This is a genomic window from Streptomyces sp. MNU89 (assembly GCF_020982505.1).
Taxonomy (GTDB): Bacteria; Actinomycetota; Actinomycetes; order Streptomycetales; family Streptomycetaceae; genus Streptomyces; species Streptomyces xinghaiensis.
This window is the reverse complement of record NZ_JAJKLL010000001.1, coordinates 421,516-441,217: the sequence shown is the minus strand read 5'-3', so window position 1 is coordinate 441,217 and position 19,702 is coordinate 421,516. Positions and strand designations below refer to the sequence as shown.

Annotated in this window: 18 protein-coding genes; 12 read left to right on the top strand and 6 right to left on the bottom strand. The window is 74.2% G+C overall.

The window, feature by feature from the left end; all coding sequences use genetic code 11:
- Window positions 1–164 precede the first annotated feature (164 nt).
- Complete coding sequence (locus E4N63_RS02005) at window positions 165–746, bottom strand: GNAT family N-acetyltransferase (RefSeq protein WP_230239733.1); 582 nt, start codon at window positions 744–746, stop codon at window positions 165–167.
- 351 nt (window positions 747–1,097) lie between these two features.
- Between E4N63_RS02005 and E4N63_RS02000 the strand changes: the two genes are divergently transcribed.
- From E4N63_RS02000 to E4N63_RS01965, 8 genes are all read left to right on the top strand, one after another.
- The gene (locus E4N63_RS02000; RefSeq protein ID WP_230239732.1) at window positions 1,098–1,937 is read left to right on the top strand and encodes a helix-turn-helix transcriptional regulator; all 840 of its coding nucleotides are present in this window, start codon (window positions 1,098–1,100) and stop codon (window positions 1,935–1,937) included.
- Window positions 1,934–2,146 (top strand): DUF397 domain-containing protein, encoded by a 213-nt coding sequence (locus tag E4N63_RS01995; protein ID WP_230239731.1) that lies wholly within the window; start codon window positions 1,934–1,936, stop codon window positions 2,144–2,146. Before E4N63_RS02000 ends, E4N63_RS01995 begins: the two co-directional genes overlap by 4 nt.
- A gap of 160 nt (window positions 2,147–2,306) precedes the next feature.
- Window positions 2,307–3,011 (top strand): hypothetical protein, encoded by a 705-nt coding sequence (locus tag E4N63_RS01990; protein WP_230239730.1) that lies wholly within the window; start codon window positions 2,307–2,309, stop codon window positions 3,009–3,011.
- 201 nt (window positions 3,012–3,212) lie between these two features.
- Window positions 3,213–4,424: an MFS transporter gene (locus E4N63_RS01985; RefSeq protein ID WP_230239729.1), complete on the top strand. Its 1,212-nt coding sequence runs from the start codon at window positions 3,213–3,215 to the stop codon at window positions 4,422–4,424.
- A gap of 224 nt (window positions 4,425–4,648) precedes the next feature.
- The gene (locus E4N63_RS01980; protein WP_230239728.1) at window positions 4,649–4,861 is read left to right on the top strand and encodes a hypothetical protein; all 213 of its coding nucleotides are present in this window, start codon (window positions 4,649–4,651) and stop codon (window positions 4,859–4,861) included.
- Window positions 4,862–5,131: 270 nt separating this feature from the next.
- On the top strand, window positions 5,132–6,049 hold the full coding sequence (locus E4N63_RS01975; protein WP_125622307.1) for an aminoglycoside phosphotransferase family protein: 918 nt from the start codon (window positions 5,132–5,134) through the stop codon (window positions 6,047–6,049).
- Window positions 6,050–6,586: 537 nt separating this feature from the next.
- Window positions 6,587–8,650 (top strand): stealth family protein, encoded by a 2,064-nt coding sequence (locus E4N63_RS01970; protein ID WP_308188626.1) that lies wholly within the window; start codon window positions 6,587–6,589, stop codon window positions 8,648–8,650.
- Window positions 8,651–9,273: 623 nt separating this feature from the next.
- Entirely contained in the window at window positions 9,274–9,648 is a 375-nt protein-coding gene (locus tag E4N63_RS01965; RefSeq protein ID WP_185831085.1) for a peptidase inhibitor family I36 protein, read from the top strand.
- A gap of 117 nt (window positions 9,649–9,765) precedes the next feature.
- Here the strand turns inward: E4N63_RS01965 and E4N63_RS01960 are convergent, their stop codons facing one another.
- Window positions 9,766–10,479, bottom strand: coding sequence for a DUF2202 domain-containing protein (locus E4N63_RS01960; protein WP_230239727.1), 714 nt, complete (start codon window positions 10,477–10,479; stop codon window positions 9,766–9,768).
- 195 nt (window positions 10,480–10,674) lie between these two features.
- Between E4N63_RS01960 and E4N63_RS01955 the strand changes: the two genes are divergently transcribed.
- Complete coding sequence (locus tag E4N63_RS01955; protein ID WP_125622314.1) at window positions 10,675–11,373, top strand: response regulator transcription factor; 699 nt, start codon at window positions 10,675–10,677, stop codon at window positions 11,371–11,373.
- Window positions 11,363–12,967 (top strand): HAMP domain-containing sensor histidine kinase, encoded by a 1,605-nt coding sequence (locus tag E4N63_RS01950; protein ID WP_230239726.1) that lies wholly within the window; start codon window positions 11,363–11,365, stop codon window positions 12,965–12,967. The genes E4N63_RS01955 and E4N63_RS01950 overlap by 11 nt, the downstream gene beginning before the upstream one ends.
- 24 nt (window positions 12,968–12,991) lie before the next feature.
- Here the strand turns inward: E4N63_RS01950 and E4N63_RS01945 are convergent, their stop codons facing one another.
- Both E4N63_RS01945 and E4N63_RS01940 read right to left on the bottom strand, forming a co-directional pair.
- The gene (locus E4N63_RS01945) at window positions 12,992–13,504 is read right to left on the bottom strand and encodes a hypothetical protein (protein WP_230239725.1); all 513 of its coding nucleotides are present in this window, start codon (window positions 13,502–13,504) and stop codon (window positions 12,992–12,994) included.
- Window positions 13,501–15,498 carry a copper resistance protein CopC gene (locus tag E4N63_RS01940; protein ID WP_230239724.1) on the bottom strand — a complete coding sequence of 666 codons (1,998 nt, stop codon included), beginning with the start codon at window positions 15,496–15,498 and terminating at the stop codon, window positions 13,501–13,503. The genes E4N63_RS01945 and E4N63_RS01940 overlap by 4 nt, the downstream gene beginning before the upstream one ends.
- A gap of 380 nt (window positions 15,499–15,878) precedes the next feature.
- On the opposite strand from E4N63_RS01940, the gene E4N63_RS01935 reads away from it, so the two are divergent.
- Together E4N63_RS01935 and E4N63_RS01930 are read left to right on the top strand one after the other, a co-directional pair.
- Entirely contained in the window at window positions 15,879–16,679 is an 801-nt protein-coding gene (locus E4N63_RS01935) for a hypothetical protein (RefSeq protein WP_230239723.1), read from the top strand.
- Complete coding sequence (locus E4N63_RS01930; RefSeq protein ID WP_230239722.1) at window positions 16,673–17,389, top strand: DUF1775 domain-containing protein; 717 nt, start codon at window positions 16,673–16,675, stop codon at window positions 17,387–17,389. Before E4N63_RS01935 ends, E4N63_RS01930 begins: the two co-directional genes overlap by 7 nt.
- 117 nt (window positions 17,390–17,506) lie before the next feature.
- On the opposite strand, the gene hypE is transcribed toward E4N63_RS01930, so the two are convergent.
- Entirely contained in the window at window positions 17,507–18,550 is a 1,044-nt protein-coding gene (hypE, locus tag E4N63_RS01925) for a hydrogenase expression/formation protein HypE (RefSeq protein ID WP_125622323.1), read from the bottom strand.
- Window positions 18,547–19,641 carry a hydrogenase formation protein HypD gene (hypD, locus tag E4N63_RS01920; protein ID WP_230239721.1) on the bottom strand — a complete coding sequence of 365 codons (1,095 nt, stop codon included), beginning with the start codon at window positions 19,639–19,641 and terminating at the stop codon, window positions 18,547–18,549. The genes hypE and hypD overlap by 4 nt, the downstream gene beginning before the upstream one ends.
- Window positions 19,642–19,702: the final 61 nt, after the last annotated feature.

The following is a 19,702-nucleotide window of genomic DNA, read 5'->3' as shown; positions in this document are numbered from 1 at the left end:
CAGGGGGACCGGGACGGGCCACTGCCCGGATCACGCAGTGTTCACCGGTGCCTCTTTGCCGACCGCCGACCCAGCCGGGGTGACGGGGCCGCCGGCCGCCGACCCCCGGGCTTTGCCCGGCCGCCCGGTCCGGAGGGGCGGAGAGAGCCGGTCGGCGGCCGGCGTCAGCCGCGTGCCCCGCGCCATTCCTCCGCCAGCAGGCCGTAGATCAGCTCGTCGTGCCGCCCCTCGGGGAAGGCCAGGGCTTCACGGAGTACGCCTTCCTGCGTGAAGCCCAGGCGCCGGGCCATCCTCCGGCTGGGCTCGTTGGTGGGATCGATGCGCAGTTCCACCCGGTGCAGGCCGACCGGTCCGAACGCCTCGTCGAGCAGGGCCGACATGGCCCGGGTGGCCAGGCCGCGCCCTTCGGCGGAGGCGTCGAGCCAGTAACCCGCCTCGCCCGTCCCGGCGGTGCCGTTGATCTCCAGGCCCACCGCGCCGACCAGCCGCCACCCGCCCTCCGCTTTCACCCCGATGGCCAGCGGCAGGCGCGTTCCGTCCACCCAGGCCCGCCCCGCCTCGGCGAGATTCCGCCGGGTGTCCTCCGGCGTGGGCCGGCCTTCGGCGCTCGGGTTCCAGCGGGTGATCCGCTCGAAGTTCGCCGTGAACACCTCGTGATACGCGGCGGTGATCGCGGGCGTGCGGGGGATGAGGGCGGCGTCGTCCCCGAGGGGGAAGGTGAACATCGACGTGGTGACGGTGGACACGCGGACTCCCGGGCGGCGGCGATGACGGTCGGCCCCACGCTAGAGCCCTGGTCACGGATGCCGCCAACTGGTCAAGGGCCGCACGAGCTGCGCCATGGCCGGAGCGGACCGAGATGCCCCGGGCCTGCTGTCACAGCTCTCCTTTGAAGCCCGGGGAGGACTCCGGCGCGTGTGGTCACCCACGGGTGGGAATTTCCACTGTTCATAGGACATGCCGGTTAGTTCGCTTCTACGGTGACGGCGCGGTAGGCGCCTACACGCGGAATGTGTCCGCGCCCGACCGCAGGTGTACGCACCGTGAGGCGTGTCCGGGCGTACGGGGGTGCGTTGGCGGCTGTGGAGGTGAACGGCATGAGCGAGCAAGAGCCGGATGAGGGTACGGAGTTGGTCTGCGAGCAGGGCGCGGGGACGCTGTGCGTGTTCGGACGCCAGCTGAAGCGGTTCCGGGTACGGGCGGGCATCGAGCGGCCGGACTTCGGCGCCGCGACGGGATACTCGGCGTCGACCATCGCGTCCTTCGAACAGGGTCGGCGGGTCCCACCGCCCCGCTTCATCGACAAGGCCGATGAGCTGCTGGACGCGGGCGGGGTCCTGCAGGAGATGAAGGAGGAGGTGGAGGCCCAGTTTCCGGCGTTCTTCCGCGGGGCTGTGAAGTTGGAAGCTGAGGCTGCGGAACTGCATGCCTACGACACTCACGTCATCAATGGCCTGTTGCAGACGGAAGAATACGCACGAGCCGTGCTCTCGATGCGCCGACCCGCCCTGGACGAGCCGGTGATTGAACAACTCGTCTCAGCGCGTGTAGCCCGGCAGAGGGTCTTCTCCCGGCGGCCTGCGCCTCTGGTGAGCTTCGTCGTCGAGGAAGCCGTCTTGCGGCGCCCCATCGGAGGTGAGCCGGTGTGGCGCGGCGAACTGGAACACATCCTCTTGATCGGGCACAACAGGAACGTTGAGGTCCAGGTCATGCCGACAAAGAGACAGCAACACGCCGGTCTTGCCGGGCCGTTCACGCTGATCGAGACGCCGCAGGGGCGTCGCTTCGCCTACGTCGAAGTGCACAAGACCAGTCACCTGTATACGGAGCTGAAATCGGTCCGCGAACTCACGGCAAAGTATGGGATCATCCGTGCCCAAGCGCTCACTCCGAGTGAGTCGATGGCCTTCATTGAAAGGTTGTTGGTAGACCCATGAGCGATCGTGAGTCGGCTCCGAGCACGGCAAGACGGGTGTGGGGTAAGAGCAGCTACAGCAGTGGTGAGGGCGGACAGTGCGTCGAGGTCGCGGGGTCCCCCAGCGCTATCCATGTGCGGGACTCCAAGGACATAGCCCGGCCCGGCCTCGCCGTGGGCCCGGGCGCCTGGGCGTCCTTCGTCGGCTTCGCGTCCCGCGTGGAGGTCTGACACTCGCCGTACCCGTGCCCTGCATCCTTGGACGGGTGCAGGGCACAGGCGTGCCCGGATCACCGCTGGGCGAGATCGTCCACGGAACAGCCTGCGGATAGCTCCCCGAGAAGGACAGCCCCGTTGCCGTCCGGTGACACGGGCGCGCGAAGATCCAGGTATGGCGAGCACAGCAAGACCGCAGGTGAGGCGCCGGAGGGTCCGGGCGGGAGCGGCCGTGGCCGTGGTGGCGGGCCTGGCCACGGCGGGATGGTACGGCTACGAGAGGGTCGCGAACCCGATGGCTTCCCTGTCCCGGGCCGATGCGGTGGACGCAGCCAGCCGCACGGCAGAGGTGGAGGGCGAACGCCGCCTGGAGAGGGCCGTCGGTGTCCTGCCCGGAGCGCCGCGGCAGTTCGGTACTGCGGCCACGGACCGCTGCCTCCGTCACGTTCCCTTCGAGGGCGAGCCGGCAGGCCCGCTGAGCTGCCAGTGGCGGCTGGAGCGGTACGTCGTCTTCGACGGCGACCTGCGAACGGTGGGCGAGGAGTGGGGGAAGGCTCTGGGCGGTGACCGGTGGACCGGCTCACGGGTGCCGTTCGCCTCCGACTACAGCTCCACCTCCGAACGGTACGAGTACCGCGATCCCCGGACCCGCGACCGTCTCGTCGTCACCCTGGTCCAGGACCGGGGTGAACTCGGCCTCCTGGAGGCCCCGCCCCGTTTCGAGGGCGCCGAGCAGTACGAGCGGGAGCGGCGGACGTTCGCCGGACGGGAGGCCGCGGAACGCGCGGTGGCAGAAGGCCGGCGAGTCGCCAGCATCTCCCTGGTACGCGCCTACTACCGCCAGAACGGCAGTGCACCCTTTGACCCGCCGTACTGGTGATGCCCGGCAACCCCTTGCAGGGGCCGGGGTGTCGCACGGTCGTCCGGGCGGTATGTCGCCGTGGTTCCGGGGGCCGCCGGCCCTTGAGGTCGCTCCGGCGTTGGCCGTAGGGTCTGGGCATGTCAGCCGCCGTCCTCCGTGACGGCGGGCCGTTGGGAGTCCGGCTCCCGGGTGGGTGGGCTGCCTGGAAAGGCATGCCCCGTGCAGGGCTATCTCCACGTCCTCAGGACTTCCGCTCTTCGCGTCCCGCTGCTGGCCACGGTGCTCGGCGCCCTTCCCATCGGCATGCTGGGCCTGGCCCTGCTGCTGTACGTGCACCGGCTGACCGGCTCGCTCGCCGCCGGTGGCCTGGCGGCGGCAGCGTTCGGCCTGGGGAACGCCGCCGGGATGGCGGTGCAGGGGCGGCTCATCGACCGGTACGGCCAGGCGAGGATCCTCGCGCTCGTGGGCACCGCCTGCGCGGCCTGGGGCGTCCTGCTGGTCGCCGCCGCGCCCGCCGTGCCCTGGCAGGGGTTCGCCGTCGCGGCCAGTGCCGGGATGGGGTCGTGCGTTCCGGCGACCACCGGCAGCATGAGAGTGCTTCTGGCCGAATCGGTCCGGGGGGCCGAGGCCCGCACGGCCGGGTACGCGCTGCTGGCGGTGCTGTTCCAGCTCGCGCTGCTGACCGGGCCGCTGGTCACGTCGCTGCTGCTGGTCCTGGCGGGACCTGGCGCGGCCGTGGTGACGGGCGGTCTGCTGTCCGGTGGGGCGGCCTTGCTCTTCTCCACGACACAAGCCTCCCGGGACTGGAGCCCGGCCCGAACCGCCGTCCGGCGTGGCGGAGTTCGCAGAAACCGTGGTCTGGCCGTCCTGCTGCTGCTCGCCGCGGGATCGGGACTCTCCGCCGGTATCGTCCTCGTCGCCGTGCCGGCCGCCGCCCTCGCCCTGGGCACCGCTGCGGACAGCGGGGTGCTGATCGCGACGGTCTCGGCAGGAGAGATCGTCGCGGGGCTGGCCTTCGGCGCCCGCCGGTGGCGCTGGTCAGCGGCACGGCTGCTGCTGGTCGCCCTGGCGGGTTCGGCGGTGACGGCCGGCCTGGCGGCGTGGGCTGCGAGCAGCCTCGCCCTGCTGTTCCCCGCTCTCTTCCTGGTGGGCGTGTGCGGCGGCCCGTCCGCCATCGCGTCCTCCGCGCTGCTGGACACGCTGGCTCCGCGGTCTGCGCTGACCAGGTCGTACACCCTGCTGGTGAGCGCCTGGCTGGTGGGCGGCGCGGTGGGCAACGCGGTGGGCGGAGCCGTCACGGAGAGCCTTGGGCACCGGCAGGCTTTCGCGCTCAGCGCCTGCTGGATCGCCGTCCTGCTGGGCACGGGAGCGCTGTTCCGCAGGACTCTGGAGCCCGCTCCCGGTGCCGTGGAGGGGGAGAGGCGTCCTTGAGAGCGGGCGGGACAGCCGGTGGTCCGGGGCCGCCGCTCCTGCGCCGCGTCCGTCACCCGTGCGCAGCCCCGTCTCCGGGTGCGACTTCTGGCCAACACAGCCTTCGAATTGGCTGTGAGGCATTTTGTGAGATGTGTGTGCGCAAGGTGATGATGAGTGGGCTGCGCCGAGATCATCCGCAGAGGGCCGGATGTGCTGGACGAGTACGGGGAAGGGCTGACCGGATGCATACAGCCTCCACGGCAGCAGGTGAACTGCTCACCACGGACGAGATCGGTCTGCTGCGGCGCGCACTGCTGGAGTGGGGAGGCCCGGCCCGATGCAGCGATGAGCTTGCTTCCGGTATGGGTTTCGCCGGTATGCAGGATCTGCTCGACCAGTGCCGCAGGCTGCGTGCCGAACTCGGAGACGGCGCTCCTATATCCCCGGTCGACTGAGCACGCCTTCTCCTGGCCGTGGAGATCGTTTTCGTGAGCGACCTCTCCGGCTCGGGGGCCGAATGGCCGACCACAACAGGGTTCGCTGACGACTGGACCATCCGAACCCTTCGCGAGATCCAGCGGAAGCTGTCCGGCACGGTTGGGTCGTATTACGGAAGACTGCCGAGCACGTCGGCTGAGTAATCACGCGGGGAGGCCGGTTCGTGACGGCAGGACCGCCGGACCGGGGGAAGAGGGGGCGGACGGCCCCGGCTACCGTTGCCTCCCATGACGGATACCAAGATCGAGATCACCGCCGAGCTGGTCCGGGACCTGCTGCGTGATCAGCATCCCGACCTGGCCGACCGTCCCGTGCGTCTCGGCGCGCGGGGCTGGGACAACCAGCTGTGGCGGCTCGGCGCCGACCTCGCCGTCCGGCTTCCCTGGGCGACGCGGTCCGCGGACGAGCTGCTGCGCAAGGAGTACGCGTGGCTGCCCGTTCTCGCCCCGCGCCTCCCACTGCCCGTCCCGGTTCCCCAGCGTCTCGGCGAGCCCTCCGGGCGGTTCCCGCGCCCCTGGATCGTCACCACCTGGGTGCCGGGCGTGTCCGGTGACCGCGTCCCCGTCACACGGGCCGCGGAGGCGGCCGATGCCCTCGCCGGCTTTCTGACGGCTCTTCACCAGCCCGCCCCCGGCAACGCTCCCGCCGGCGGTCATGGCCGCGGAAAGCCGCTGGCGGACCGTGCCGAGCAGTTCGCCCGGCAGCTCGCCTCGGCCACCGAGCGGGGGCTCGTCACCGACCCGGACGCCGTCCGCGCGGTCTGGGACGACGCCGTCGCCGCACCCGGCTGGGCAGGCCCCGCCCTGTGGCTCCACGGCGATCTGCACCCGGCCAACGTCCTCACCATGGACGGCACCTTCAGCGGCGTGGTCGACTTCGGCGACCTCTGCGCGGGCGACCCGGCCTGTGATCTCGCCGCCGCCTGGACGCTCCTGCCGGACGGCGCGGCCGACCGCTTCCACGCCGCCTACCAGCCGGTTCCCGACGCCGCGACCCTGCGCCGCGCCCGGGGGTGGGCGGTGCTGCAGGCCCTCAGCGGCATCCTCGTCGGAGAAGCGGGCATTCAGGGCGACCCCGGTGGCAAGCCCACCTGGGGCCCACCGGCCCAGGCCGCACTGCGACGCCTCACCGCAACGGTCCGCTGAGGCAGCAGACACTGCGTGCAGCGCGGGTGCGGGGTTGCGGGCCGGTGGGCCCGGGGCGGGACCGGTCGGCCCTGTTGGCCGGTGCCGGAACATGATGTTCTTGGTGTGGCACCGAGGAGAGCACCGGACGCGGAGCAGCGGACACCGAGCCGCGCACCGCGCAATCAGGGCCCGCGAGAAGCGGACAGCCCCTCGGAGGCCCGTGTACCCAGCGGTACCCCGTCCGCTGGGTACACGCGTTCCACCGGTTCGTGCTCCCGGTGCCTGATGCCGGTGCTCCGCCCGGTACCGACCGTGCCCGCTGAGGCCGAGCCCGTCCGGTCCGGCCGCCGGTCCTGCTGCCCTCGCCGGCCGTGTACCGCCATTCCCCTGCCGGTGGGCGGCCGTTCGTCCCGTGACCGGGGGCATCGGAGGCCCGGCGGGAGGGCACCCGCAGCAGGACGTTGCCGTGAACGGCTTTCCGCGGAGAGCCGTTCGAGCGGGCCGGGGCCGACCGCGAGGGCCGGACTCCGGCCTCTGTCAGGGGAGTTGGTTGCCGTGCACGACATCGATACGACACCGCCGGACGCGACGCTCCGGGAGGGCGCCTCCTCCTCGCCGGGCACGGAGGACGACGAACCGCAGGCGCAGGACACCCCCGGCGCCTCCGAAGTACCTGGAACGACCGATGCACGGGAAGCCCTGGACACCCCGGACGTACCGTCCGCGACCACCCGGGCCGGCAACCGCAATCCCGAGGTGTCCTGGCCCGTCCGGCTCTACCGGCGCTCCGTCCCCGTACGCCTCAGACGGGCCGTCGTGGCCCGTACGTCCCCCGCCGCCCGGGCCCGCGCCAAGCGGTGGTTCACCACGGTGCCGTCCCCCGGGGACGCCCTCGGCCGGATCCGTGCCGCCCACGCCGTCCGACGCCACCCCGACCTGTTCCGCGGGCCGGACCGGTCGCTGCGCATGGCCGGCGGCGCACCGAGAGCCGTCCTGGTGACGCCCGACCCGACCCCCCTGGGGGCCCGCAACGTGAACGCCGCCCGGGTCCGCGAGGCCCTCGACGCCGCCGGGGTGGACCACTTCAGCGTGCGGGGCCGCCGCGACACCTCCGCGGTCGTCGCCGTCGCCGCCGCCGACCGCGCACGCGCCCACCGCGCGCTGGCGCGGGCCTGCGCCGACGCCCCGGGTTACGTCACCGCCGTGGAGGCGGGGGAGCGCCTGCGGCGGACCGCCCCCGGCTTCCGCGCCGCGACCTGGCGCGCGGTCGCGGAGGCCGACGTCATCCGGCTGACCTGGTACCACGGGGACCCGGAGGGCCGCCTCGTCCTCGGGCCCAAGTACGGCTGCGACGTGGAGTTCTGGGCCGCCGGCGAGGAGACCGGGGACACCCTGACCGCACCGCGCCACAACCGGACCGCCGAAGTGGTGCCCCGCACGGACGACCCCGTCGAGGTCTCCGAAACCCTCTTCACCGCACTCGCATCCCCGGCCCGGCCGCTGCCGCCGGTGCGCACCCGCAAGGAGTTCGCCCGGCCCGCCCCCGAGGACGTCCGGTTCCCCGTGGACGCCGTCTACACCTGGGTCGACGGCCACGACCCCGACTGGCTCGCCCGCCGCGCGGAGACCGCCGGACACGCCTACCACGAGGAGGCGGCCAACGCCGCCCGTTACGCCAGCCACGACGAACTCCGCTACTCGCTGCGCTCCCTGCACCTCTACGCCCCGTGGCTGCGGACCATCCACCTCGTCACGGACCGCCAGGTGCCGTCGTGGCTGGACACCGATGTGCCCGGGCTGCGCATCGTCGACCACACGGAGATCTTCAGCGACCCCGGGCTGCTGCCCACCTTCAACTCCCACGCCATCGAGAGCCAGTTGCACCACATCGAGGGACTGTCGGAACACTTCCTCTACTTCAACGACGACGTCTTCCTCGGACGCCCCACCCGCCCGCAGGACTTCTTCCACGCCAACGGGCTCACCCAGTTCTTCCCCTCCCCGGCGCTGATCCCGCCGGGCGCCCCCAACGAGCGCGACGTGCCCGTTTCCGCGGCGGGCAAGAACAACCGGGCGCTCATAGAGGAGATGTCGTCCACGGTCATCGGACACAAGATGAAGCACACCCCGCACGCGCTGCGGCGCTCCGTCCTGTACGAGATCGAGGAACGCTTCCCGGAACAGCACCGCGCCACCGCGAGCCGCCGCTTCCGCAGCCTCGACGACCTGTCGGTCGTCTCCTCCCTCCACCACTACTACGCGTTCCTCACCGCCAGGGCCGTGCCGGGGCAGCTCCGCTACGCCTACCTCGACATCTCCGACCCGGTGGTGGGCGTGCGGCTGGACCGGCTGCTGGCCCGGCGGGACCGGACCGTCTTCTGCCTCAACGACACCGTGTCCGGCGAGGAGGACCTGGAGGCGCAGCGGGAGCTGCTCTCACCGTTCCTGGAGGCGTACTTCCCCGTCCCGGGGCCGTACGAGCGCGGAGCCGTGTCCGGCAGGGCCTGGATCGGGCGCGAGGCCGGGGCCGGGCCGGTGGACGGCCCCGCGGACGGTCCCGCGCACCGACAGGCGGACGGCCCCGAGGCGGACGGTACGGCACACGGCCGCGCGGCGTGACGAGGCCGTCGCGGCACCAGCCGGTACCGAGCCGGCCGACGCATTGGGGGAGTCCCAACCGGGTTCTCCCGAAGGGCCGGTCGGCCCTGTCGGCGGGCGCGAGGACGTGATGTCCTGTGGGTGGCACCGAGGAGAGCGCCGGGCACGGAGAAGCGGAGCGGAGTTCGCGCACCGTGCAATCAGGGCCCGCGAGAAGCGGACAGCTCCCCGGCGGCCCGTGTACCCAGCGGTCCCCCCGTCCGCTGGGTACACGTCTGTCCGCCTCACGGGCGCTGGGCTCCGTTCGCCCAGTGCCTCACGGGTGATCTGCTGTTCGTCGACCACCGGGAGAGCCGCGTCGGCGAGGGGCGCCCGTGCGGCGGGGGCAACAGCCGTCGGCGCGCCGGGAAATGATCCCGTTCGCGCCGTGTGCTCCGCATTCCGCCGAAGGTGGGGATTCGACGCCCTTCGGGGTTTTTCGGTGGTGAAGCGCCTGATGATGGAGCGGCCCGGCCATACACGGCACAGCACACATTTCCTCGGGGGATTCGCCGGCAGCGCGGTGGCAACCCATGGCCGGACGCTCCTCGTTCCTCCGTCAATCCGCGGCGGTACGGCACCCCGACCGAGAAAGGGGAACATCCATGGAGAAGCGTCGTCGGACCGCGAGGATCTCCGCGGTGCTCGCGGCGGTCGCGGTGCTCGGCACCCTCACGGGGACCGCCCAGGCCGAGACCACCGAGGCCCGGGAGTCCGCCCGCCAGCACCGCGCCGAGCAGCTCTGCCCCTCGGGGTACGTCTGCTTCTGGAGCCGGCCGTATTTCCGGGGCGTCATGCGGGTCTACAAGAACCCCCGCTTCCACATCTGCGGCTGGGTTCCCGGCTACCAGGCCCGGTCCGTCGTCAACCGGGACAACCAGACCTGGTCCTTCTACGGGGATGTCAACTGCGGGGCCCATGTGGTGACCCTGTCCCCGGGCCAGTTCGCCGCCAACGTCCTCGTCCGTACGTGGAAGTGACGACGGAGATCTGAAGGAGCCGGGCCGGGTCGGCCGGCGGGTGTGAGGGCCGGGGCGACTGCCCTGGCCCTCCGTTTCCGTTTCCTTCTCCGGCCCGCGGGCGCGGGCCGTTCCCGGTCAGCCGAGCCAGCGGTTGAAGGCCGCCAGGTGGCGTTCCGAGCCGGCCAGCAGGTTCTCGTAGACCTGCTTGGCGTCGGGGGCGTCGTCGATCGCGTCGATCGCCTTGGTGAGGGCCTCGATGTCCTCGGTCTCCACCGTGACGCCCGCCTTGAGGGCGCCGTCCTCGTTCTTCTCCCCCTGGGCGAGCAGGCGGTCGTAGGTCGCCTGAATCGTCTTGTCGGTGAACTCGCCCGCCGCCTTGCCCGTGGTCGGGTCGGCCACGTCGTAGCGGTCGAGCAGCGTCCGGACGGCCTCGAGGTGGTTCGTCTCGGGCTGGGCGATCCGGTCGAAGACCCGGACGTCGTACTTCTCGCCGAAGGCCGTGTACAGATCGTGCGCCAGCTTCTCCTCCTCGGCCGCCCAGACGAGGGTCTTCTTCTGCGCCTCGGTCAGGGTGCCCTGCTCCGCGGTGACGGAACCGGCCGCGAGGCACGATCCGTCCCTCGTCCCCATGCCCTGGCCCTGCCTGTTCTCCATGCCCTGGCCCATCCCGTGGCCCCGGCCCATGCCCGGGCCGCCCTGCTGCGGGCCCGGCTGCGCGCTCTGCGAGGTGGTTCCGCCGGACGCGCCCGGTCCGTCGTTCGCCGCGGCGATCACCGGCCCGGCGGCCAGGGTGCCACCGATCACGACGGCACCGGCGACGGCGGTGGCGAGCTTGACGCTGCGCTTCATGGCGCTCCTCCTCGGATTTCCGGGGGCGGAACCCTTCCGTCCCGTTGATCCCACCGTCGTCCCGGGCGCGGCAGACGGTGTGGCGGGGGTGTGGAGACGGCATGGAGTCGGGAGCCGCGAAACGGGTCGCCAACCGGGGGAGGGAGGGTCATTCGGCCCTGGCAGCCCGGTGGGGCGGCACGTATACGTGGGCTCATGGCCACCACTGTGCTCGTCGTCGAGGACGAGAAGGAGATCCGTGAGCTGCTGCGCCGCTACATGGAGCGCGCCGGGTACGCGGTCGTGTCGACCGGTTCGGGCGCCGAGGCGATCCGCCTCCTCGGCGACCGGGGCGTCGACATCGCCGTGCTGGACCTCGGGCTCCCGGACGTGGACGGCAGCGAAGTGCTGCGCGAGGCGAGGGAGCGGGGCGGGACACCGGTGGTCGTGCTCACCGCGCGCGACGCGGTGGAGGACCGCATCCGCGGGCTCCGGCTGGGCGCCGACGACTACGTCACCAAGCCCTTCAGCCCCACCGAGGTCGTGCTGCGGGTCCAGGCCGTGCTCAGCCGCGCGCGGCACGAGAGCGGCTGGTCGGACTCGGCCGCCACCTCCTACGGACACGGGCGCCTGCTGATCGACGAGGACCGGCACGAGGCGCAGATGGACGGCACCAAGGTGGAACTGACCCCCACCGAGTGGGGACTGCTGACCGCCCTGGCGTCCGTGCCCGGCCGGGTGTACTCGCGGTACGAACTGGTCAACCGGGTGCGCGGCTACGAGTTCTCCGGGTACGAGCGCACCATCGACTCGCATGTGAAGAACCTGCGGCACAAGCTCGGGCCCGCGGGGACGCAGGTCGTCGAGACGGTCATGGGCGTCGGATACCGGCTGGGGCTGAGACGTGACACCTGACGCGGGACCGCGGCCGGCTCCCGTTTCCGGGGCCGGGCTCTCCGGGACCGGAGCCGACGGCGCAGCCCCGTCCGGGAAGGACACCGGCCGGGGTGCCGGACCGCTCGGGCGGCGGCTGTTCGCGGCGTTCGCCGTCGTCGCGCTGGCCTCGATCGCCCTGCTCACGGCCGCCGCCCTCATCGGCACCGAGCGGGGGATCGGCACCGCGCGCCAGGCCGACCGGCAGCGGGTCGCCGACCGGGTGGCCGCCGCCGCGGCCGACGCCTACCGGCGCGCGGACGGCTGGGAGGGCGCCGATCTGGGCTCCGCCCGCACCATCGCCCTCGGCGCCGAGGCGGTGCTGACCGTCCGGGACGCCGACGGCCACATGCTGCTGTCCCCGGGCGGGCACGGGGCGGCCCGGGACCGGCCAGGGCCGGGGCAGATGCACGGCGCGAACCGGGACGGGACCGGGGACACGCCGGACAGCGCGGACCCGGCCACCGGTGCGGAGACGAGCGCCGCTCCGGACCCGAGCGCCACGCCGGGCCCGAGCTCCGGGCAGGGGCCCGGCACCTCCTCCGGCCGGGCCGTCACCGCCGACATCCGGGCGGACGGCCGCACCGTCGGCTCCGTCCACCTCGGCTTCCCCGCCGCGAGCGGGACGGAGGGCCGCGACATCGCCTGGGGCTGGATCGCCGCCGCCGCGCTCGCCGCCCTCGCCCTCGCCCTGGCCGTCAGCTGGTACGTCACCCGGCGGCTCACCGGCCCGGTCGTACGCGTCGCGCACACCGCCCGCGCCATCGCCGCCGGGGACCGCACCGCCCGCTCCCGGGTGGACGCACCCGGCGAACTCGGCGAGCTCTCCCGCGCGTTCGACACCATGGCCGACGACGTCACCCGCGCCGAGCGCGCCCGGCGCCGGCTGGCCGCCGACGTCGCCCACGAACTCCGCACCCCGCTCGCCGCCCTCCAGGCCGGCCTGGAGGAACTCCGCGACGGCTACGCCGAGCCCGCGCCCGAACGGCTGGCCGCCCTCCACGACCAGACCCTGCGCCTCGGCCGCATCGTCGGCGACCTCGCCGAACTCTCCGCCGCCGAATCCGCCCGGCTCTCCCTGCGCCGGACCACCCTCGACGTCACCGAACTGGTGCGCGGCGCCGTCCGCGACCGCGAGCCCGAACTGCGCGCCGCCGGTCTCACCGTGCGGACCCGCCCGGCCGCCGGGCCGCTCCCCGTCCACGCCGACGGCGACCGGCTCCACCAGGCGCTGGGCAATCTGCTCAGCAACACCGCCCGCTACTGCCGCCCGGGCGACACCGTGACCGTCACCGCGCGGGCCGAGCCCCGGAAGGGCGATGGGGACGGCGCGGTGGTGATCGAGGTCGCCGACGACGGGCCGGGCATCCCGGCCGCCGAACTGCCGTATGTCTTCGAGCGGTTGTGGCGGGGAAGCGCCGCGCGGGACGTCGGCGGCAGCGGGATCGGCCTGGCCGTGGTCAAGGAGCTGGTCACGGCGCACGGCGGCACCGTGGAGGCGTCCTCGGGCCCGGAGGGCGGCACGGTCATCACGGTCCGGCTCCCGGCGGCCCCGCCCGGGACGGCGCGGAGCTGAGCCGCCCCGCGCCTCCGCACGGGCTCAGCCGGTGCCGGTCTTCTCCGGCGCCGTCCCCGGGACCGGGCGGACCTCCACGGTGACCGTCTTGGTGACCTGGTCGAACTCGGAGGTGCGCACGGTGACGGCCATGGTCCACTTCCCCGGCAGCGGCAGCCGCAGATCGTCGTTGATCCAGTAGCCGCCGGCGTCCTCCAGACGCGCGTCCAGCGGGCCGATGCCCTTTTCCTCGAGGGTGAAGGAGACACGCACCTCCGGAACGCCGACGAGGCCGCCGCCCGCGAGGACGAGCACCTGCACCCGGTTGGTGCCGACCCGGGCCGGATCGACGGTGACGTTCGCGACGGTCTCCACACCCGGCGCGGCGGCGTCCCCGGCCTCCGTGCCGGTGTCCAGCGGCACGTCCACCACGGCGACGGCCGCGCCCCGGGCGGCGATCTCCTCGCTGGCGTCGAGGACCGCACGGGCGGGCTGGGTGCCGGTCAGCACCGCCGTCACGGCCAGGATCACGGCCCCGATGGCGAGTTCGGCGATCACGGAGCGGCGCAGGCCCTCCCGGACGGAACCGCCGCCGCGGGATGATGGGGGAACGGCACCGGAGGGGCGGCCCCGGGAGACGGGGCCCGCGGTGCGGTCCGGCGCCGTGCCCCCGGCCGCCGTGGTCTCCTCTCCCGTGCGCTCGCCTGCCGGTCCGGCGTCCGCCGGGGCGGTGGCTCGCGGGCCGGCGTCTCCGGGGCCGTTGTCTCCCCGGTCGTGGCCGGCCGGCGGGGAGTGGGCCGCCCGGACCCTCCGGCCCCGACCCCGGCGCCCACGGCCACCAGTTCCGGCTCCGGCTCCGGGGCGGCCATCGGCACGGGGGCGGTCTCCGACGGGCCCGGCCCGCGCAGCCCCGCCGTCAGCCGGCGCGAGACGCCCGCCACGACCAGCAGGAGCAGCACGATGACCGCCTTCGTGAGCAGCAGCTTCCCGAAGAAGGTGGTCAGCAGCAGATCCCAGGCCCCGACCTGGCGCCAGGACTGGACCAGGCCGGTCAGAACCAGGACGGTCACCGAGACGAACGCCAGGGTGGAGAAACGCCCGGCGGCCCTCGCGTACCCGTTCCCCTCCCGGCTCCCGGTCACGTCCCCGGCCCCGTCTTCCGCCGACGGGCCGCCGCGGCGCAGCACGGTGACGGAGAGGGCGGCGAGACCGCCCACCCAGACGGTCATCGCCACCAGGTGCAGACCGGCCACCGTGACGGCGAACGGAGCCTGCGGGCCGACCGAGGCGTGCTCGACCGTCACCCAGGTCGCCGCCAGCCCCACCGTCAGCAGGGCCGCCGCGATGAGGACGAGAGCCGGCGGCCGCCGGTCGTGCGGCGTCCCGTCGGCAGTGTGCGGCCCGCCGGGTCCGCCGGCCGGGTCCTGTGGGGTTCCGGTGGCGGCGCGGGCCGCTGCCGGGGCCGCTGCGCCGTGCCCGGCCTGGTCCGCCGCGTCATCCCCGCCGTCCGCGGCACCGGACTCCGCCGTGCCGGCCTCGGCCGTGCCGGCTGCTCCGGCGTTTCCGGCCTGGTCCACGGCGTCGGCCCCGGCATCCACGGCAGCGCCCCCGCTGCCCGGCGAGCCGTCTCCCTCCCCGCCGGCCGCGCCGTCCGGTGCCGTGTCCGGCCCGGCGGCGGTACGGCCCGGGGCCCGCGCGGTCTTCGCCGTCACCCCGCGGAAACCGGCGGCGGGCAGCGCCAGGCAGGCGCCGGCCACCGCGAGCAGCAGCAGCCGGAACAGCAGCGCGGCCCCCGGGCGGCTGCCGAAGGTCGCGGGCAGCGCCGACAGGTCGAGGGCCCGCAGCGGGCCGTCACCGTTCTCGTAGGGGCCGCGGAGCAGGAGCAGCGCGACGGTGGCGAGCGCCAGAACCGACCAGCCGGCGGCCACCAGGCGGCGCAGCGGGCGCGGCACCGGGCCGTATGGCAGGCACAGCAGAGCGAAGGCGAAGCCGCCGACGAGCAGGGCCAGTCCGCCGTACGCGGCGTAGCGGGCGACGCCGTAGAGCCGTTCCGTCGTGCCGTTCCCCGCCGTGTCGGCGGGGACGACGGCGGTCGTCCCGGACGGTTCGCCGATGGAGAAGGTGTACGCGCCCGAGGCCGGGTGGCTGTCGGCGGAGACCACATGCCAGGCCACGGTGTACGTGCCGTCGGGGAGACCGTCGCGGAGGCCGATCCGGATCGCGGTGCCGTCGCCACGGGTGTGCCGCGGATCCCCCTTCGCCACCTGGGTGTTGGAGGGGGAGATGACGCGGATCGTGCGGTTGGTCATGCTCACCTTCTCCGTAAAGGTGAGGGTGATGTGGCGCGGAGCCGCCTCGAGCACCGTGTCCTCGGCCGGATCGGCGGACCGGAGGGCGGCGTGGGCGGACGCGGGGCCGGCGCCGCCGAGCAGCGCCGCCAGCACCGTGCCGACCAGGACCAGCACCGCGGACAGCCGCCGGGCGCGGGAGCGCGAGGAGGCCGGGGCGGCCTCCGGGGGCGAGGTCTTACGGGCAGGGGCGGTTGGTGTCACCGGGGGCGCATCTCCGTGTGCCCGCCGCCGCCCGTCGAGATCTCCGATCACGCCGCTCTCTCCGTCTCTCCGCACGTCCGGTCCCCACCCGTCCTCCCGTTCCCGGGTCCCTCACACTGTGTGAGAATTCCGGGACCGTAGTCCCGGGTCCGGTAGCGAGTACGTGGCGGGGACGGCGGATGCTCAGCGAGAATGCCATGGGGTACCCAGCGGGGTGAACGGACGGTGCTCCGCCCCCGTATCCCTCTCGGCGCACGATCCCCCGGACCCGCGGAGCGAGTGAATACCTGATGGCTCATCAGCCGAAGCCGCCGGCCGGGCCCTCGCGCCGCCCGGCCGCCGACCCGGTGCCGTGGCCGTCGGGCCGTCCGCGGGCCGTGGTGTTCGCGCTCACCGGCACGGTGCTTGCGGTCGCCGGGCACCACGCCGTCCTGGACGTCCCGGTGCCCTGGGGGACGGCAGCGCTGCTGGGCGCCGCGCAGTACGCCGCCGTACGGCCGCTGGCGCGCCGCCGCCGGGCGCTGCCCGCCGTCGTCGCGGCCACCCTCGCGGCACAGGCCGTGCTGCACACCGCCCTGTCCCTCGCCGCCGGCTGCGGCCCGGCGGCCGGGCACACGGCGCGCGCGGCACACGCAGCGCAGGCAGCGGACGGCGGCGGGCTTCCGGCACACGGAGCCGACGGCGCGCTCGCTGTGGCCGCCGGCGTCCACCTCTGCCACCCGGCCCCGGCCGCCATGACGGCGGCGCACGTCCTCGCTGCGCTGGCGGTGGCGTGGCTGCTGCACCGCACCGACACGACGGCGGCCGCCGCGGCCCGCGCGGCCCGTGCCGTGCGGCGGGCCGCCGGGGAAGCCCTCGCCGCCCTCCTCACCCGGTGCCCGCGCCCCGCGGGGCCCACCGGCCGCGCGCCGGAGCCGGCGGACACCGCCGTCCCGGCCGAACCGCCCTCGCCGGCACGGGAGTTCCTGGCGAGCGCCGTGGTCCGCCGGGGGCCGCCGGACAGGGAGCACAACCGTGGTTGTCGTTTTCCCCGCGCCGGTCGCCCCGCCGCGCTCCGGCCGTTCACTCGAGGAGCTCCCCCATGTCCGTCCACCCGCGCCCGCTGTCCGCGCACCCGCGCCCGCACACCCTCCGACGCGTCACGGCCGCCGCGGCCCTCACGCTCGGCGCCGCCGTGCTGACCGCCGGTCCGGCCCACGCCCACGCCCACGTCACGGCCGCTGACGCCCGGGCCCTCGCAGAGAACGTCACCCTCGCCTTCACCTCGGAGGCGGAGAACCCCGAGGCCGGCTTCACGGAGCTGCGCGTCGAACTGCCGGACGGCATCGAACCCTCCGCCGTCCAGCTGAAGAAGGCCCCCAAGGGCTGGAAGCTGAAGACCACCGACGGCGGCTACCGCCTCGCCGGGCCCGAGACCCCGGCGGGCGCCGACGCCGAGTACGAGATCACCGTCCGCCAGCTCCCCGACGCCCGGAAGCTGGCCTTCAAGACCGTGGAGACCTACGCGGACGGCACGGTGGCGCGCTGGATCGAGACCTCGGACGCCGGACACGGGCACGGCGACGGGCACGACTCCGGGCAGCCGGCCCCCGTCCTCGAACTGCGGCCCGCCGCCCCGGGCGCCGAGCCGATCGACCCCGGTGACTCCGGCGCCGAGGACTCCGATGACAAGGCCGGGGCCGCGACGGAGGCGGCCCCCGAGCCGTCCGCCACCGTGGCGGAGGACACCGCCACGGCGGCCGACGGGGCAGAGACGGAGCAGACCGTGGCGGCCGGGGAGGACAGCGGCTCGTCCGTCCTCCCGCTGGCCGCCGGAGCGGTGGGCGTGCTCGCGCTCGGCGGCGGCGCGTGGTGGTTCCTCCGCCGCCGGAACGCCGCGGACGCGAGCTGACCCCGGCGCACGCGCCGCCCGTCCGGCACCGGGGCGGACGGACGGCGCGTGCGCGGGCCCCCCGGTGCGACGTTCACCGTCTGTTCGGCGGCAGCTCGGCACGGCCCTCCGCAACCGTCAGCAGATGCGCGGCAGTTGCTCGCCGACCGGCATGTCCACGACGCGGCGGGCACCGACCAGGGTGCGCATGAGAACGCGGCCCGCCGGGCCGGCTGTCGCCTCGCCGATCCGGACGGCGCCGGTGCCCTCCGCGCGCGAACGCATCGCCGCCAGGGCCGCCTCGGCGGCGGACGGGGCCACGAAGGCGACCATGCAGCCCTCGTTGGCGACATGCAGCGGGTCCAGACCCAGCAGGTCGCAGGCCGAGGCGACCGGGCCGGGCACCGGCAGCGCGGACTCGTCGATCTCCACGGCCACCCCCGAGTCACGGGCGATCTCGTTGAGCGTGGCCGCCAGACCGCCCCGGGTCGGATCGCGCAGGGTGTGCAGCCGGGCGCCGACCGGGGCCAGGGCCTCCACCAGCCGGTGCAGCGGACGGGAGTCGGAGGCGATGTCGGCTTCGAAGCCCAGCCCCTCGCGGGTGCTGAGAACGGCCGTGCCGTGCAGGCCGATGGGCCCCGACAGCAGCACCGCGTCCCCCGGGCGGGCGCGGGCCGCCGACGGGGCCAGGCCGGGGATGCGGGTACCGATCCCGGTGGTGGTGATGAAGATCTTGTCGGCGGCGCCGCGCCCCACGACCTTGGTGTCCCCGGTGACGACCGGCACCTCCGCCTCGCGCGCCGCCTTGCCCAGCGAGCCCGCCACCGACCGCAGTTCGGACAGCGGCAGCCCCTCCTCGATGACGAGCGCCACCGACAGGGCGAGCGGACGGGCCCCCATCACCGCCAGGTCGTTGACGGTGCCGTGCACGGCGAGCGAGCCGATGTCGCCGCCGGGGAAGAACAGCGGATGGACGACGAACCCGTCGGTGCTCATCACCAGTTCCGGCCGGCCGGGCAGTGGCGCCGCGTCCTCCAGCGGCCCCTCCGGCGGGCCCGCCGGGAAGCCGCCGACGGCCGGCAGCAGCAGGCTCTCCAGCAGCTCCGCGGTCAGCCGGCCGCCGGCGCCGTGGCCGAGCAGCACGCGCTCGTGTTCCTCATGGGGGTTCGGGCAGCTGCTCACAGCGGGCTCCTGGTCCGTCCGGCCGCGTGGAACGCGGCGCAGGTGCCCTCGGCGGACACCATGGGCGCGCCGAGGGGTGGCGGGGTGCAGCGGGTGCCGTAGGCGGGGCAGTCGACGGGCAGGGCGGCGCCGGTCAGGATGGAGCTGGCCAGGCACTGGGGGTCCTCGGCCGGGTGCAGGTCCTCCACCTTGTGGCGGAGGGCCGCGTCGTAGCCGGCGAACTCCGGGCGGAGCCCGAGACCGCTCTCCGGCAGCGGGCCGATACCGCGCCAGGTCCGGTCCGTGACCTGGAAGACGTGCTCGACGATGCTCCGGGCGGCGGTGTTGCCGTCCCGCCGCACGGCCCGCGCGTACTGGTTCTCGACGTCGGACCGGCCGCTTTCGAGCTGCCGGACCGCCATGAGGATGCCCTCCAGCAGATCGAGCGGTTCGAACCCGGTGACGACGACGGGCACCCGGTAGCGGGCCGCGATCGGCTCGTACGCGGAGCAGCCCATCACCGCGCAGACGTGCCCGGCGGCGAGGAACGCCTCCACCTCGCAGTCCGGGTCGTCCAGCAGCGCCGTCATGGCGGGCGGCACGAGGACATGGCTGACCAGCACCGAGAAGTTGCGCAGCCCGAGCCGGGAGGCGTGCAGCACGGCCATGGCGTTGGCCGGGGCGGTGGTCTCGAACCCGACCGCCAGGAACACGACCTCGCGGTCCGGGTGGAGCACGGCGAGCCGGACGGCCTCCATGGGCGAGTACACGACCCGCACATCCGCGCCCCGGGCGCGGAGCGACAGCAGATCGGTGTCCGAACCGGGGACGCGGAGCATGTCGCCGAAGCTGGCGAGGGTCACGCCCGGCCGGGCGGCGATGGCCATGGCCCGGTCCAGCGTCTCCAGCGGCGTCACGCACACCGGGCAGCCGGGGCCGTGCACCATCCGCATCCCGGCGGGCAGCAGCTCGTCGATGCCCTGCCGGACGAGCGTGTGGGTCTGGCCACCGCAGACCTCCATGATCTGCCACGGGCGGGTGGCGGTGCGGCGCAGCTCCTCCAGCAGGCGGCGGGCCAGGGCCGGATCACGGTACTCGTCCAGATACTTCATGGTGCCTCGCTCGTCGGATGAGTTCCGCGCGCCCGGGCGCGCGGCTCGTGTGTGCTGTCGC